Source organism: Caballeronia eucalypticola (genome assembly GCF_047608185.1).
Lineage (GTDB): Bacteria > Pseudomonadota > Gammaproteobacteria > Burkholderiales > Burkholderiaceae > Caballeronia.
Window position 1 is genome coordinate 229,132 of record NZ_JBLKRU010000008.1, and the last position, 16,427, is coordinate 245,558.

At 61.0% G+C, this 16,427-nt stretch carries 13 protein-coding genes; 11 read left to right on the forward strand and 2 right to left on the reverse strand.

Annotation, left to right across the window (positions count from 1 at the left end; translation table 11 throughout):
- Positions 1-49: 49 nt before the first annotated feature.
- Positions 50-1,018, reverse strand: a complete 969-nt coding sequence (locus ACMX25_RS12580) for a LysR family transcriptional regulator (RefSeq protein ID WP_414950268.1) — start codon at positions 1,016-1,018, stop codon at positions 50-52.
- A 134-nt stretch (positions 1,019-1,152) separates the two neighbouring features.
- Between ACMX25_RS12580 and ACMX25_RS12585 the strand changes: the two genes are divergently transcribed.
- The 9 genes from ACMX25_RS12585 to ACMX25_RS12625 all read left to right on the forward strand — a co-directional run bounded on the left by ACMX25_RS12585 (position 1,153) and on the right by ACMX25_RS12625 (position 10,800).
- Positions 1,153-2,463 carry an MFS transporter gene (locus tag ACMX25_RS12585; protein WP_414950269.1) on the forward strand — a complete coding sequence of 437 codons (1,311 nt, stop codon included), beginning with the start codon at positions 1,153-1,155 and terminating at the stop codon, positions 2,461-2,463.
- Between the two features lie 18 nt (positions 2,464-2,481).
- Positions 2,482-3,726 carry a Zn-dependent hydrolase gene (locus tag ACMX25_RS12590; RefSeq protein ID WP_414950270.1) on the forward strand — a complete coding sequence of 415 codons (1,245 nt, stop codon included), beginning with the start codon at positions 2,482-2,484 and terminating at the stop codon, positions 3,724-3,726.
- A 13-nt stretch (positions 3,727-3,739) separates the two neighbouring features.
- Positions 3,740-4,762, forward strand: a complete 1,023-nt coding sequence (locus ACMX25_RS12595) for a histone deacetylase family protein (protein WP_414950271.1) — start codon at positions 3,740-3,742, stop codon at positions 4,760-4,762.
- 122 nt (positions 4,763-4,884) lie between these two features.
- Positions 4,885-5,547 (forward strand): response regulator, encoded by a 663-nt coding sequence (locus ACMX25_RS12600; RefSeq protein WP_299708575.1) that lies wholly within the window; start codon positions 4,885-4,887, stop codon positions 5,545-5,547.
- Positions 5,547-6,881, forward strand: a complete 1,335-nt coding sequence (locus ACMX25_RS12605) for a sensor histidine kinase (RefSeq protein ID WP_414950272.1) — start codon at positions 5,547-5,549, stop codon at positions 6,879-6,881. The genes ACMX25_RS12600 and ACMX25_RS12605 overlap by 1 nt, the downstream gene beginning before the upstream one ends.
- Positions 6,882-6,935: 54 nt before the next feature.
- Entirely contained in the window at positions 6,936-8,483 is a 1,548-nt protein-coding gene (locus tag ACMX25_RS12610) for a DegQ family serine endoprotease (protein WP_414950273.1), read from the forward strand.
- Positions 8,484-8,743: 260 nt separating this feature from the next.
- On the forward strand, positions 8,744-9,259 hold the full coding sequence (locus ACMX25_RS12615; RefSeq protein ID WP_414950297.1) for a carboxypeptidase regulatory-like domain-containing protein: 516 nt from the start codon (positions 8,744-8,746) through the stop codon (positions 9,257-9,259).
- Between the two features lie 263 nt (positions 9,260-9,522).
- Positions 9,523-9,885: a DUF427 domain-containing protein gene (locus ACMX25_RS12620; RefSeq protein ID WP_414950274.1), complete on the forward strand. Its 363-nt coding sequence runs from the start codon at positions 9,523-9,525 to the stop codon at positions 9,883-9,885.
- A 147-nt stretch (positions 9,886-10,032) separates the two neighbouring features.
- On the forward strand, positions 10,033-10,800 hold the full coding sequence (locus ACMX25_RS12625) for a CoxG family protein (protein ID WP_414950275.1): 768 nt from the start codon (positions 10,033-10,035) through the stop codon (positions 10,798-10,800).
- On the opposite strand, the gene ACMX25_RS12630 is transcribed toward ACMX25_RS12625, so the two are convergent.
- Positions 10,801-11,451 carry a TetR family transcriptional regulator gene (locus ACMX25_RS12630; protein WP_414950276.1) on the reverse strand — a complete coding sequence of 217 codons (651 nt, stop codon included), beginning with the start codon at positions 11,449-11,451 and terminating at the stop codon, positions 10,801-10,803.
- Between the two features lie 453 nt (positions 11,452-11,904).
- Between ACMX25_RS12630 and ACMX25_RS12635 the strand changes: the two genes are divergently transcribed.
- Both ACMX25_RS12635 and ACMX25_RS12640 read left to right on the forward strand, forming a co-directional pair.
- A complete protein-coding gene (locus ACMX25_RS12635; RefSeq protein ID WP_414950277.1) occupies positions 11,905-13,188 on the forward strand; it encodes an efflux RND transporter periplasmic adaptor subunit in 1,284 nt (427 codons plus the stop codon).
- Positions 13,189-13,216: 28 nt separating this feature from the next.
- Positions 13,217-16,426, forward strand: a complete 3,210-nt coding sequence (locus ACMX25_RS12640) for an efflux RND transporter permease subunit (protein WP_414950278.1) — start codon at positions 13,217-13,219, stop codon at positions 16,424-16,426.
- The last annotated feature ends 1 nt before the right edge of the window (position 16,427 follow it).

Below are 16,427 nucleotides of genomic sequence, written 5' to 3' on the forward strand. Positions count from 1 at the left end.
AGGCGGCGGCGGGTGCGAAGTCCTGCGTTCGAGGCTCAGCGTTTGAGGCTCATCGCGGCGCTAGTCGTTCGGGCAACGAATAACGCTGCATCGTGCGCTCCATGCCATCGAGAAACGCCTGCTCCGCAGCGTTCATCTTGCGCCCGCGATGCCACAGCAGGTCGACGTCGACGTCTGCCAGACCCTCTTCCGGCGGCAATCGCCACAGGCGCTGTTGCGTGAGGTCGTCGCGGACAATGTGTTCAGGCAGGCAGCCAATGCCGTACCCCGCGAAGATCAGCCGCCGTACTTCGTCCAGACTCGGCGATGCCGCCACGATCCGGCCCGTGAACCCGCGCTGGTCGCGAAAGACGGTGAGCGGCGACAAGCTGTCGCCAATCTGATCGCTCGTGAACGACACGAAGTTCTCCGCGAGCAGATCGTCCATGGTCAGCCCGTGCCGTCCAAACAAGCGATGATGCCGGCCACAAAAAATGGCATATCGCTGGCGCAGGAAACACCGCTGCTCGAGTTTATCGATGGGCGTGCGGCACAAACTGAGCCCTGCGGTCGCAGTTTTTTGCAGCAGCGACGAAATGATGTCCGACGAACGCATCACCTCGATATGCAAGTCGATACGCGGATACATCCGGTGGAATTCGGCGAGAAACTCGTCGTACACGCCTGAATCGATGCGGCTCACGGTCAGCAGCCGGATCGAACCGGTAATGTCTTCGCTGCGATCATCGAGCTCGGTTTCGAGCCGCGACATGTGGCCGTAGATATCGCTCGCGATGCGGTAGACCTCTTCCCCCGCGTGCGTGGGCTCGAAGTGCGGGCCGCGGCGCTGGATCAGGTTGCGCCCAAGCGTGTCTTCCAGTCGCTTGAGCGCCTGGCTCACCGCCGGTTGCGTGAGGTGCAGGCGCGCGGCGGCGCGGCTCACGCTGCGCTCCTGCATGATCACCAGGAAGGTCCGCAGCAGGTTCCAGTCGAGCCGGTCGTTCAGGAACCGCGCGATGTCGACACGCCGTTGAGCCATAGTGGAAAGTCCTAGGTATTAGCCAAATTTATACGGCGAATAATAATTCGAAATTGGACTAATGTTTTATGGCTGGCGATAAAACACGCTGACCAGTGCAATAAAACAAGCAAACAAGCGAATCAGGAGCCAACGTGACCCCAGCATCCAGTTCGACTCGCCAGCCCGTACGCGCGGCGACCGCTGCTTTTATCGGCACGATGATCGAGTGGTACGACTTCTACATCTACGCCACCGCCGCCGCGCTTGTTTTTGGCGAGCTGTATTTCCCGTCGCATGACCCGTTCATCAGCACGATGGCGTCATTCGCCACGTTCGCCGTCGGATTCTTCGCGCGGCCGCTGGGCGGATTGATCTTCGGGCATCTCGGTGACAAGATCGGCCGCAAGAAAGCGCTGATGACCACGCTGATGATGATGGGCGTGGCCACCGTCTGCGTCGGCTTGCTGCCCGCTTATTCGAAGGTCGGACTGCTCGCGCCGGTGTTGCTCGTGTTGCTGCGCGTGGTGCAAGGCATTGCGGTCGGCGGCGAATGGGGCGGCGCGGTGTTGATGGCGGCCGAACATGCGCCGAAAGGACGCCGGACGTTTTTCGCATCGTTCGCACAACTCGGCAGTCCGGCCGGGCTGATCCTGTCGCTGATCGCGTTCCGCGCGGTGACATCCATGCCGCATGACGAATTCATCGCGTGGGGCTGGCGCCTGCCGTTCCTGATCAGCGCGGTGTTGCTCGTGGTCGGCATCCTGATTCGGATGGGCGTGAACGAGTCGCCGGAATTCGAGCGCGAGAAGTTGTCCCAGCGCACGGTTGAATTGCCGATTGCCGAAGTGTTCCGCACGTCGGGCGCGCTGGTCGCGTTTTGCATCGGCGCGAATACGATTGGTATTGCCGGCGTGTATTTCACCAACACGTTCATGATTTCCTACACCACGCAGTATGTCGGCGTGACGAAATCGCTGATCCTCGATTGCCTGTTTGCGGTTGCGATCATCCAGTTCCTCACGCAGCCGCTGGCCGCGTGGATCGCGGAAAAGATTGGCGGCGCGCGCTTCCTGAAGCTCACGGCGCTGTGCGCGATGATCTCGCCGTATCCCATGTTTATCCTCGTGCAAAGCGGCAACATGGTGTCGATGATTATCGGCATCGCGATTGCCGTCGTCTGCATGGCGAGCTTCTATTCGGTCATCGCGGGATTTGTCAGCGGCGTGTTCCCGGTACGTGTGCGGTACTCGGCGATTTCGATTTCGTATCAGGTCTGCGGCGCGATCGCGGGCGGTTTGACGCCGCTCGTGGGCACCTGGCTTGCACACAAATTCATTGGGCAATGGTGGCCGCTGGCGGTGTTTTATACGTGCCTCGCCGGGATCTCGCTGCTGTCGATCGTCGCGCTTGACGCACTGAAACATCGTCGCGCCGATGCTCCGGAAGCGCTGGCTACTCGCTGAATCAAAGGATAACGAAGCATGTTGAAAATCGATGGCCCGCGCTTGTGGGCAAGCTTGATGACCATGGCGAAAATCGGCGCGACGCCCAAAGGCGGCGTACGTCGCCTTGCGTTGTCGGAGGAAGACCGGCGCGCTCGCGAGCTCTTCGCCACGTGGTGCCGTGAAGCGGCAATGTCCGTGCGTACCGATGAAGTCGGCAATCTGTTTGCGCGTCGTGAAGGCTCCGATGCGAAGGCGAAGCCCGTGCTGATCGGCAGTCATCTGGATACGCAGCCGGAAGGCGGTCGCTTCGATGGCGTCTATGGTGTTCTTGCCGCGCTCGAAGTGGTGCGTACGTTGAACGATCATGGCGTGGCGACGGAGAAGCCCATCGAGATCGTTTCGTGGACGAACGAAGAAGGCGCGCGTTTTACACCGGCCATGCTTGGGTCGGCGGTGTTTGTCGGCGCCGCGCCGCTGGACACTGCGCTGAAAACGAAGGACGCGGAAGGCGTGACGTTGAAGGAAGCCTTGAAGCAGATCGGTTGCGCGGGAACACGCGGCCTCGGCGTGCAACACGTCGATTCGTATTTCGAAGCGCATATCGAACAGGGGCCGATTTTGGAGAGCCATGGCAATCCGATTGGCGTTGTCACCGGCGGTCAGGCGATCCGCTGGCTTGATGTCGAAGTCACGGGCGTTGCCGCGCACGCCGGTACGACGCCGATGCCGTATCGGAAAGATGCGTTATTTGCGAGCGCGGCAATGGCGCTTGAACTTGAAGCTATCGCGCAACGTTTCGCGCCGCTCGGTCTGGTTACGATCGGTCAGGTGGACGTGCCGAATTCATCGCGCAACACCATTGCGGGGCGCGTTGCGTTCACTGTCGACCTGCGTCATCCCGACGATACAAAAATCGACGCGATGGAGCACGAAGTGCGCGTGGCATTCAGCAAGATCGCCGCGCATAGAGGACTCGAAGCTGGCATCTCAACTTACTGGAAAAGCCCTGCGACGCCGTTTGATTCCGGTTGCGTCCATCTCGTGGAAGAAGCCACGAAATGCCTCGGCTATGCCTACGAGCGCATTGTGAGCGGCGCGGGCCACGACGCCATCCACCTCGCGCGGCACGTGCCCACGGCCATGGTTTTCATCCCGTGCGTGGACGGCCTGTCGCACAACGAAGCCGAGGACGCGCTCCCCGAAGACGTGACGTGCGGCGCGAATGTCTTGATCAATGCAGTACTGGCGCGCGCGATGATTGGCGCGACGGTTGAAGCATAAAAAGGAACGGTCAATGCTGACTTACTTTCACCCTTCGCAACTCAAGCATTATCCGAGGACCTATCTTTCTCGCGGTCAGATGCGCACGCCTCAGGAGATTCCTGAGCGCGCATTGCGGCTGGTCGAGGCGTCGAAGGCAATGGGTTTCGATGTCCGCGAACCCGCCGACTTCGGCGCCGCGCCGTTTGCCGCCGTGCATGGCATGAACTACTTGCGCTTCCTTGAGGAAGCGCATCGCGAGTGGAAAAAGATGCCCGCTGAATGGGGCGACGAAGTGATGTCGAATGTGTATGTCCGCGAGAACAATCCGCTGCGTGGCGTGCTTGGGCAGGCAGCCCGTTATCTCGCCGATGGCAGTTGCCCGGTCGGCCCCGATACCTACGAATCTGCTTACTGGTCGGCGCAAAGCGCGCTTGGCGGGGCGAACGCGATCCTGGACGGCGCACGCGAGGCGTACGCGTTATGCCGGCCGCCGGGGCATCATGCGCGCGCCGAAGCGGCGGGTGGTTTCTGCTACCTGAACAACGCGGCTATCGCGGCGCAGGCGTTGCGTGCTAAGTTCGGCCGCGTCGCCATCCTGGACACCGACATGCATCACGGTCAGGGCGTACAGGAAATTTTCTATGATCGCAGCGACGTGCTGTATGTCTCCATTCACGGCGATCCGACGAACTTCTATCCGGCTGTAGCAGGCTTTGACGACGAGCGCGGCGAGGCGGCGGGCGAGGGTTACAACGTGAATCTGCCGATGCCGCATGGTTCGCCGGAGGAGGTGTTTTTCGATTCCCTCGATACCGCCGCACGCGTGCTTGCGCGTTTCCAGCCCGACGTTTTAGTGCTGGCGCTCGGCTTCGACATCTATAAGGAAGATCCTCAATCGATGGTCGCAGTCAGTACCGAGGGTTTCGGCAAGCTGGGCCGTCAAGTTGGCGCACTGAAATTGCCGACGCTGATCGTGCAGGAAGGCGGATATCACATCGATACGCTGGAGGTGAATGCGCGGGCGTTCTTCGACGGGTTTAGCGCGGGGCGTTGAACATTGATGGCGTCCCCTTGCGGCGCCCCCTTGTCTTAAGGCCCTTTTAAGCCCGCGTTAACTCGTCCCGGCTAGAATGATCGTCCGGGCTGCAAAGCCAAGACTAGCCGTGACCCAAAGCGATGCGAATCCTACTGGTAGAAGACGACAGAATGATTGCGGAAGGCGTCCGCAAGGCGCTGCGCAGCGACGGATTCGCGGTGGACTGGGTACAGGACGGCGAAGCTGCGCTGACCGCGGTCGGCGGCGAACCTTACGATCTCATGCTGCTGGACCTGGGACTGCCGAAACGCGACGGCCTCGACGTACTTAAAAGCCTGCGAGCAAAAGGCAACGCACTGCCTGTACTGATCGTCACCGCCCGCGACTCCATTGCCGACCGTGTTAAAGGACTGGACGCCGGCGCCGACGACTACCTCGTTAAACCCTTCGACCTCGACGAACTGGGCGCGCGCATGCGCGCCCTGATTCGCCGCCACGCCGGCCGCGGTGATTCGCTGATCCGCCACGGCACATTAACGCTCGACCCGGTGGGCCACCAGGTCACGCTGGAGGGCAACGCCGTTGCCCTGTCGGCGCGCGAATTCGCGCTGCTCGAAGCGTTGATGGCACGCCCGGGCGCGGTGTTATCGAAGAGTCAGCTTGAGGAAAAGATCTACGGCTGGGGCGAGGAAATCGGCAGCAACACGGTCGAGGTCTATATCCATTCGCTGCGCAAAAAGCTTGGCCCCGACCTTATCCGCAATGTCCGTGGACTCGGTTACATGGTGTCGAAGGAAGCCTGATGCATTCCATTCGACGCCAATTGCTGGTCTGGCTGCTGGCACTGGTGATCGTCGGCGTGGGGTTTGCGGGCTGGCTGATCTACCGTCAGGCATTGGCCGAAGCGAACGAACTGTTTGACTATCAACTGGAACAGATCGCGGCCGCGTTGCCGTCGGAGCCGTTTTCGTCCGTGCTGCAATCGCGCAGCGATAGCGATGAAGGCGTCGTGATCCAGATCTGGAACCGCAACGGCGTGCTCATGTATTACTCGCACCCGCGCGTACCGCTGGCGCCGCACGCAGAACTGGGCTTTTCCACCGAATCCACGCCGCGCGGTGTATGGCGCGTGTACAGCGCCATTGTTGGCGATAACGTCGTCCAGCTTGCGCAGCCGTTATCCATCCGTAACCGTCTGGCAGCGGGCGTTGCGTGGCGAACCTTGTGGCCGCTTGTGGTGCTGTTGCCGCTGCTCGGTCTCGCCATATGGATCATCGTCGGACGAGGGCTGACGCCGTTGCAACGCGTGACGCGCGCGCTCGACACGCGTCATCCTGAGGCGCTGGAACCGCTTCCCGATAATCGCTTGCCCGAAGAAGTCGTGCCCGTCGTGCGCGCGTTGAACGCGCTGCTCGCGCGTCTCGCGACTGCGCTCGATACGCAAAAGGCTTTCGTCGCCGACGCGGCCCACGAACTTCGCACGCCGCTTGCCGCCGTGCAGATCCAGTCGCAACTGGTGGCGCGCGCGAAGGACGACGAGTCGCGCAAGGAAGCGCTCGACGATTTGCAAGCCGGCATCACCCGTGCCACGCGTCTGGCTGAGCAACTGCTGGCGCTCGCGCGCTCGGAGCCTGACGGCAAGAGCGAGACCAAGCCGGTAGATCTGCACGCGTTGCTGGACGAATGCGTGGGCGCATCCGTGCTGGTGGCGCAACAGCGCGGTGTTGACCTCGGCATTGAAGCGAGCGAACCCGCGACCATCTCCGGCGACGCCAATGCGTTGCGCGTGATGTTCAACAATCTCATCGATAACGCCACCAAATACACGCCGAGCGGCGGCCGCGTGGACGTCTGCCTGCGGTTGGAAGGCGGCGATCCCACAGTGGAAATAGCGGATACGGGCCCCGGAATTCCCGCCGATGAACGCGAGCGTGTGTTTGACCGGTTTTATCGGGTAGGACCGGGTTCCAGCCGGGCGCGCACCGACGTCGCGGGCAGCGGTCTTGGCCTTGCAATCGTGCGCCGGATCGCCATGCAGCATGACGCGAAAGTGTCGCTTGTCGAATCGAAAAGCGGCGGTTTACTGGTCGCTATTCAATTCAAATCGGCTTTAAAAGGCGCTTTAAGTACCCTTTAAGCGGCGCCTCGTACTCTTCGTTTCATCCTGAAGCGCATCCCCGAGGAGCACACGATGAAAGCGAAGATCATTTCCCGCAGCGCCATTGCGATAGCCGTTGTGGTTGCCCTGTCGGCGGGTTACGTAGCGGGCAACCGCAACGTGCCGGCACCGCAAGTCATTGCGCCGGCCCAAGCCGCGATGATGCCCGCCGAAGCCGCTGCCAAGACCGGTATCCCGGATTTCTCCGGCCTGGTTGAAACTTACGGCCCGGCGGTCGTCAATATCAGCGCGAAACACGTGGTGAAGACCGCGTCGCGCCGTAATGGCATGAACGGCGGGATGAACGGCGGCGCGAACGGTGGCAATCCGCAATTGCCGATCGATCCGAGCGATCCGTTCTATCAGTTCTTCAAGCATTTCTACGGTAATGGCGTGCCCGGCATGGGCGGAAACGACGGCCAGAACGCCGCCGATACCCCCAGCGAAAGCCTGGGTTCAGGTTTCATCGTGAGCAGCGACGGTTACATCCTGACGAACGCACACGTGGTCGATGGTGCGAACGTCGTCACGGTCAAGACCACGGATAAACGCGAATATCGCGCGAAGGTGGTTGGCGCCGACAAGCAATCGGATGTCGCCGTGCTGAAGATCGACGCGAAGAACCTGCCCATCGTCAAGATTGGCGATCCGAACGGCAGCAAGGTCGGGCAGTGGGTGGTCGCCATCGGCTCGCCTTACGGTTTCGATAACACCGTGACCTCCGGCATCATCAGCGCGAAATCGCGCTCGTTGCCGAACGAGAATTACACGCCGTTCATCCAGACCGACGTGCCGGTGAATCCGGGTAACTCGGGCGGCCCGCTCTTCAACCTGCAAGGCGAAGTGATCGGCATCAATTCCATGATCTATTCGCAAACCGGCGGCTTCCAGGGACTTTCGTTCGCAATCCCGATCAACGAAGCCATGAAGGTGAAAGACGCGCTGGTGAAGACCGGTCATGTGGATCGCGGCCGTCTTGGCGTGACCGTGCAGGGCATGGACCAGACGCTCGCGAAGTCATTCGGCTTGCAAAGCCCGAACGGCGCGCTGGTGAGTTCGGTTGAAGCAGGCGGTCCGGCAGCGAAGGCCGGTCTCCAGCCCGGCGACGTGATTCTTTCAGTCGACGGACAGCCAGTTGCGGACTCGAACGCATTGCCGTCGCAGGTGGCGGCGCTCGCGCCGGGAACCACGACTAAAGTGCAGGTCTGGCGCGATAAGGCCACGAAGGACCTGAGCGTGACCGTGGGCACGTTGTCCGACGCCAAGACCGCGAGCACGGGCAAGGGTGCGGACCAGGGCGACTCGGCATCGCAAGATGCACGGCTGGGTGTCGCGGTCCGGCCGCTGACGCCTGAAGAGAAGCAAAGCGCTTCGCTGTCACGCGGTTTGCTCGTGCAACAGGCGGGCGGCGCGGCGGAAAGCGCGGGCATCCAGGCCGGCGATGTGATCCTGGCGGTCAACGGCCAGCCGGTGACGAGCGTGCAGCAATTGAAGACGATGGTGGCTCACGCTGGCGACAGCATCGCGTTACTGATCCAACGTGACGACGCGCAGATCTTCGTGCCAGTGGATTTGGGTTGATTGCCACATGACGTAAACATCGGCCGATGCAAAAAGAAGCAGGGCGGCGCGCGGTATGAAGCAAGCACCGGCGCCGTCCGAAAAATAGGGTGGGATGCAGGCACGAACCGTGCTCATGGCTTCTCTCCCAAGCCGCTTGGCCCGACCGCCCAAAACGTTGAGTGCTGGACGGCGGGAAAAGCGGAACGCCGATGAAGGCGTCTGAAGTCCATAAGGAGCTGATCACGATGACCAAGACGACTAAAGCAGCGATTGAAGCAATGACTGAAGCAAACGTAAGTTCGTTAACTAAACATCAGCGGTCAGCCGGCAGGAAGGCGGCCATTGCCGTGCTAGCGGCTGCGATGACGTTCGGCATGGCGGGCGGCGCGTTCGCCCAGACCGCGGGCGGGGGCACGAGCGACATGAGCAGCGCCGGCAATACGAACGGCGGCGGGCTGCCGCAGGTTCAAACACAGGGCGACGTGTCATTCACGTCCGGCGGCGTGGGACTGGACGAATCGCATGCGCTGATTCGCGAACAGGCGCATTGGCCGCTCTCGTTGCGCTTCACGGGGCCGACATCGGACTATCTCTCTGACGTCCACGTGCGGATTACTGACGCGAAGAACGCGGAGGTGCTCAAGACCGACGCCATGGGACCTTACATGCTGGTGAAGCTGGCGCCGGGCCACTACACGGTTTATGCCAAGTACAAGGATTCAGAAAAGAAGCAAGGGGTGACGGTCGCCGGCAACGGCAAGGCCAAAGCGGATTTCCATTGGTCCATGCAGTAAGCGTTCAAACACATTAAATCGACCACGGCGCGCTATGAACCACAGTACGCAAAACCGCATATGAAACGAAGGATTGCGGCGCTGATTTAAATGTGGTCCAGAGTGTGGCGCAGGTACCAAAGTCGATAGCGGGGGCTTGCACAAGCACCCCGAAGTTGTCTCATAATGAAAGCCACGGGTCCCGGAAAACCCGTGGTTTTTTTATGTCGCTGCTCCATACGCGAGGGCGGCGGTTTCGTATTTCCTGGTACCGGGAGCGCGCGATGAGCACCGACACCCATCACATTGAAATTTCGTTGAATACGCGTCGTCATCGCGTCATTCATCAGGGCGTGACGTTCGCCGACACGCATGCGGCCCTGACCCTGATCGAAACAGGCCACGATCCGGTGCACTATTTCCCACGTGCCGATGTCAACATGGCGCGCATGTCGAAATCCACGCACACCTCGCATTGCCCATACAAGGGCGACGCAACGTACTACCATCTGCTGACGGAAGACGGTCCTATCGAAAATGCCGTCTGGAGTTACGAGCAGCCTAAAGCAGGCGTCGAGAAAATTAAAAGTTATCTGGCGTTTTATCCGTCGCGAGTGGATCGTATCGACGAAACCGCTGGTGCCTGAATTGTTGAAACGCCAGGTCAAATATTAAAACAATGGGCGCCATGCGAATTGCGTGGGACCAGCATAAGCGCATGGGACCAAAGTAAGCGCTAAAGCGCCAACTCTGGTCGACAGCGCCAACGCGGGTCGACATTTTGGGAGGGCCCGATGGAAGTAGCCGACGCCTTACGCATCCCCCTCGAACCCGCTCAGGTGCGCGAGGCGTTGGGTGATCTTGCGCTGGTGCGCGCGAGTATCGATAACTGCGAATCGCTGGTGCGTCTTGCCGGTGGCGAATACACGCTGAGGCTGACGGTGCCGCTCGGCGCGCTGCGGGCGCATTACGCGATCCGCGCACATGTAGCCGATGCCACCCGTTTGCCGCGCCACGACGGCCATTCCGGCGATGTCGACGCGCAAACCCTCAGTTTCAAGGCGCGCGGTGAAGGCGTGGGGTCGTTGCGCGGACAAATAGCGGTGGCGCTGATTCCGGATTCGAACGGCGCATCGACGTGGATTGAATACACCGTCTGGGCGACGCTAACCGGGCCGCTTGCAGGTTTGCCGCCACGCCAGATAGAAAATTCGCTGCGTCAAGTCGCCGACGATTTTTTTATCGAATTCTGCGAAGTCGTGCGCGCAAAGCATGGCCAACCGTCCGCGGTTGTGCCCGAACCACCCGCGGTCTCGCGTCGCCATGTGTTCTTGCGGCCGATCAGCATGTCGGCGGCGTTCGCGCGTCACGGCGCCCCCGCAGCACAAAAATCCCGCGCGGCGGCAACGGCCGACGCTATTGGCGGCGTCTTGCGGCACCGCTTGCCGGGTCACGCGCCTCGTCATCCGCATCCACACAGCTTGCCCGCCTGGGCATGGGCCGCGATGGTCTGCTGCGTGGCTATATTCCTGTTCCTCGCGCAGCGATACGGTCTTCGATAACTACGAGGGTTCGCCAGTGCGCAGCAGCATGTGGGGGCTGTAGCGCATGACGTCGAAACAGGAATCGATCAGGCGTTCCGCATCGTTCTTGAGGTCGATGCTCTCCGGCCAGATCAGGGAATCGTAAAGAATGCCGGTGAAGAGCGCGTGCAGGATAGTAGTGGCGTGATGCGTATCGAGCATGGCCGGCAACTGGCCTTTATCGACTGCGTTGCGCAGTCCGCGCTCGATCTTCTCCTTCCCCTCGCGCATGTTCGTTTGATGCCGCTCGCGCACCGGCCCCATGTCTTCCACGAATTCGCACTTCAGGAACAGGATGTCGAACACGCGCCGGCGCTGCTCGTCGAGCGCGATATTGCGCATGCACCAGATGAAGATGTCACGGATCCGGCCGAGCGGGTCGGCCTCCTTGGTGTCGAGTGTCGCTTCGACCAGTTCGTCGAGCGGCAACAGGCTGCGGTCGAACATGGCCGTGAACAGATCGCCCTTGTTCGCAAAATGCCAATAGATTGCGCCGCGCGTGACACCGGCTTCCAGCGCGATGTCCGCCAGCGTGGTGCGCGAAACGCCTTTCTCGAAGAACACCCGCTCGGCTGCATCGAGAATACTATTGCGCGTTTCTGCCGCTTCTTCCTTGGTTCGTCTGACCATTGGTTCGTGGGTTCCAGCTTGCCTGCCGGCGATCGTTTTACCGCCGTCTTACATTGCACTGCAGCGACGTCATGCTTTTGTTCATCGCTCGCCAGCCCTTCGAGACGAATCCCCTCGCACTGCTCTTGTTCACGTACGATCGTCTCTTTTACGTTCGTTCATGAATGTATATACAATACCATCCGTCCAACGATAGCCCAAGTAGCACTGACCGGTTAATATCCGACACAGCTTTCAATCCGCCGTCCGTCCGCGTGGCCCTCCCAAGGCTGTTGTCAGCGGTAGCCGTCCTCAGAGACGGCTCCAGGCGCAGCGGACGAACGAAAAGTCGGGGCACTGGTTTTTGCGCCCATTGGCTACTGGTAAGCGTCTCCAGGCGCTCGTAGCGGCCCGCCCGTAGAAGGGGCCGCGCACTTATTTATTTCAATCTCAGTCTTTGACAGAGGTCGCTCCATGCGCGTCGAACGGGTTCCATTCCGCTTAATCAGTGCCGCGACGGCTGCCGTGATTCTTGCAGCCTGCGGACAAAAACCAGCAGCACCGCCGCCCCAGACACCCGAAGTCGGGGTCGTCACCATCCAGCCCACCACCGTTCCTGTCGTGAGCGAACTGCCGGGCCGCACGAGCGCATTCCTCGTCGCCCAGGTTCGTGCACGGGTCGACGGCATCGTGCTGCGTCGTGAATTCACAGAAGGCGCGGAAGTGAAAGCGGGCCAGCGGCTCTACAAGATTGATCCGGCACCGTACATCGCGGCTTTGAATACGGCGAAGGCAACGCTCGCCAAGGCGCAGGCCAACGTGGTCACGCAGAACGCCCAGGCGGCGCGCTACAAGATCCTCGTGGCGGCGAATGCAGTCAGCAAGCAGGACTACGACAACGCCGTGGCGACTCAAGGTCAGGCCGTAGCCGACGTCGCGTCGGGCAAGGCTGCTGTCGACACTGCGCAGATCAACCTGGGTTACACGGATGTAGTGTCGCCTATCACGGGCCGCACGGGTTTGTCGCAAGTCACGCCGGGCGCTTACGTGCAGGCTAGCGCCGCCACGTTGCTCACGACGATTCAACAACTCGATCCGGTTTATGTCGACCTGACGCAATCGAGCGTGGACGGCCTGAAGCTTCGCCGTGACATTCAGGAAGGCCGCTTGCAGACCAGCGGCGTTAACGCAGCCAAGGTCACGCTGATCCTGGAAGACGGCCGTACATATACGGAACCGGGCAAGTTGCAATTCTCCGATGTAAGCGTGGACCAGGGTACGGGTTCGGTCACCGTGCGCGCGATTTTCCCGAACAAGGACCGCGTGCTGCTGCCGGGCATGTTCGTGCGCGCCCGTATTGACGAAGGCGTGAACGACAAGGCGCTGGTGGTCCCGCAAGTCGGCGTGACGCATGACCAGAAGGGCCAGCCGACGGCGCTGGTGGTCGGTCCGGACAACAAGGTGGCATTGCGCCAGCTGGTGACGTCGGGTACTTACGGCGACAAGTGGGTCGTGGATAGCGGCTTGAACGCGGGCGATCGCGTGATCGTGCAGGGTACGGAAAAAGCGCGCCCGGGTACGACCGTGAAGGCTGTCGACGCACAGCTTCCGGCTCAGGCGGCTCAACCGGCATCCGGTGCTCCGGGCGCGGCTCCGGGTGCAGCTTCCGGTGCGGCTCCGGCGGCAGCGGATGCTGGCGCCAGCGGCGCGGCGGCTTCGAGCAATCCGGCACCCGCATCCGCGGCATCAGGCGCGTAATCAGGCGCAATAAAAGGGAGCCTGTTTCATGGCAAAGTTCTTTATCGATCGCCCGATTTTTGCGTGGGTGATCGCCATTATTCTGATGCTGGCGGGGATCGCTTCGATCTTTACCTTGCCGGTCGCGCAGTATCCGACCATTGCTCCTCCGGCCATTCAGATCAGTGCTACGTACCCGGGTGCGTCCGCCAGCACGGTGGAAAACACGGTAACGCAGGTGATCGAGCAGCAGATGAGCGGCCTCGATCACTTGCTGTACCTGTCTTCCACCAGTGATGACTCCGGCACGGCCACCATTACGCTGACCTTCGCGGCCGGAACGAATCCGGACATCGCGCAGGTGCAGGTGCAGAACAAGCTGCAGCTCGCCACGCCGCTCTTGCCGCAAGCCGTTCAGCAGCTTGGCTCCAAGGTGACGAAGTCGAGCAGCAGCTTCTTGATGGTGATGGCGTTCGTCTCCACCGACGGCAGCATGGGTCGTTACGACCTCGCCAACTACGTGGCGTCGAAGGTCGAAGATCCGATCAGCCGTATCGACGGCGTGGGCACGGTGACGTTGTTCGGCTCGCAATTCGCCATGCGGATCTGGCTCGATGCAACCAAGCTGAACAACTACGCGTTGACGCCAATCGATGTGACGAACGCGGTTGCTGCGCAGAACGTGCAGGTGGCCGGCGGCGGTCTTGGCGGTACGCCGGCAGTGCCGGGCCAGATGCTGCAGGCAACCATTACGGAAGCCACGCTGCTGCAAACGCCTGAGCAGTTCGGCAACATCCTGCTGAAGGTGAATCAGGACGGCTCGCAAGTGCGGCTGAAGGACGTGTCGCGCATCGAGCTGGGCGGTGAGAACTATAACTTCGACACGAAATACAACGGTCAGCCGACCGCTGGCTTCGGTATCCAGCTTGCCACGGGCGCCAACGCGCTGAACACGGCGAAACTGGTGCGCCAGAAGATCGACGACTTGTCGAAGTATTTCCCGCCGGGTCTCGTCGTGAATTATCCGTACGACACCACGCCGTTCGTGAAGCTGTCTATTGAAGAAGTGGTCAAGACGCTGATCGAAGGGATCGTGCTGGTGTTCCTGGTGATGTACCTGTTCCTGCAGAACCTGCGAGCCACGCTGATTCCGACCATCGCCGTGCCGGTCGTGTTGTTGGGTACGTTCGCGGTCATGGGGCTGGTGGGTTTCTCCATCAATACGCTCTCCATGTTCGGGCTGGTGCTTGCCATCGGCTTGCTGGTGGACGATGCAATCGTGGTGGTGGAAAACGTCGAGCGGGTGATGGCCGAGGAGGGACTCTCCCCAAGGGATGCCACCCGCAAGGCAATGGACCAGATTACGGGCGCGCTGGTCGGCGTGGCGCTCGTGCTGTCGGCCGTGTTCGTGCCGGTGGCGTTCTCGGGCGGTTCGGTAGGCGCGATTTATCGGCAGTTCTCGCTGACCATCGTCGCGGCCATGATCTTGTCCGTGCTGACCGCGTTGATCTTGACGCCGGCATTGTGCGCGACGCTCCTTAAGCCAATCGAGAAGGGTCACCACGACGAGAAGAAGGGTTTCTTCGGCTGGTTCAACCGCACGTTCGCCAAGAGTCAGGACAAGTATCACAGCGGTGTGGAGCACGTGATCAAGCGCTCGGGCCGCTGGCTGATCATCTATCTCGTGGTGATCGTCGCGGTGGGTTTCCTGTTTGTCCGCCTGCCGAAGTCGTTCTTGCCTGATGAAGACCAGGGCACGATGTTCGTGCTCGTCCAGGCGCCGGCAGGTTCGACGCAAGAGCGCACGGCCAAGGTTCTCGCCGATGTCACCAACTGGCTGCTGACTGACCAGAAGGACATTGTCGAAGCGGTCTTTACCGTGAACGGCTTCAGCTTCGCGGGCCGCGGCCAGAACTCGGGTCTCGTGTTCGTGCGGATGAAGGACTACGGGTTGCGGCAGCGCGCGGACCAGAAGGTCGGCGCGCTCGTCGGACGCATGTTCGGGCACTTCGCCGGCTATAAGGACGCGTTGATCTTCCCGGTCAATCCGCCGTCCATTCCGGAACTGGGTACGGCATCAGGCTTCGACTTCGAGTTGGAAGATCGCTCGGGTCTTGGTCACGCGAAGCTGATGGAAGCGCGCAACATGCTGCTCGGCATGGCTGCGAAGGACCCGACGCTCGCGCAGGTTCGTCCTAACGGCCTGAACGACACGCCGCAGTTCAAGGTGAACGTGGACCGCGAGAAGGCGAATGCGCTGGGCCTGTCGCCGGCGACCATCGACAACGTGTTCTCGATCGCCTGGGCATCGTCGTACGTGAACAACTTCCTGGACGTCGATAACCGGATCAAGAAGGTCTACGTACAGGGCGACGCGCAGTTCCGCATGAACCCGGAAGACCTGAACAAGTGGTACGTGCGCAATACGGCCGGCGCGATGGTCCCGTTCGGCGCATTCGGCACAGGCGAATGGATCTACGGTTCGCCGAAGCTTGAGCGCTACAACGGTATTTCCGCAGTGGAAATCCAGGGTGCGGCTGCTCCGGGCAAGTCGACGGGTCAGGCCATGCAGGCGATCGAAGCGATCGCGGCAAAGTTGCCGGCGGGTATTGGCTACGAATGGACGGGCTTGTCGCTGCAGGAACGCCAGTCGGGTTCGCAGGCGCCGATCTTGTACGGCATCTCGATCCTCGTCGTGTTCTTGTGTCTTGCCGCGTTGTATGAAAGCTGGTCGATTCCGTTCTCGGTGATCATGGTCGTGCCGCTCGGTATCTTGGGGGCGCTGTTGGCCGCCACGCTGCGCGGGCTGGAAAACGACGTGTTCTTCCAGGTCGGCTTGTTGACGACGGTGGGGTTGTCGGCGAAGAACGCCATTTTGATTGTGGAATTCGCCCGCGATCTGCGCAGTCAGGGCAGGACCACGATTGAAGCGGCAATGGAAGCGGCGCGCCAGCGGTTGCGCCCGATTCTGATGACGTCGCTGGCGTTCATTCTCGGCGTGTTGCCGCTTGCGGTCAGTAACGGCGCGGGTTCAGCCAGCCAGCACGCCATTGGTACGGGCGTGATCGGCGGGATGTTGACGGCGACCTTCCTGGCAATTTTCATGATCCCGATGTTCTTCGTCGTGATCAGCAAGATCAGCCACGACAAGGGTACGCCGCAGCATGAACACGGCGGCGGAAGCAACGGTGACAACGGCGGTAACGGTGGCACTGATGGTCATGGCGGCACGGCGACCCCGGCCAAGGAAGGACATTGAG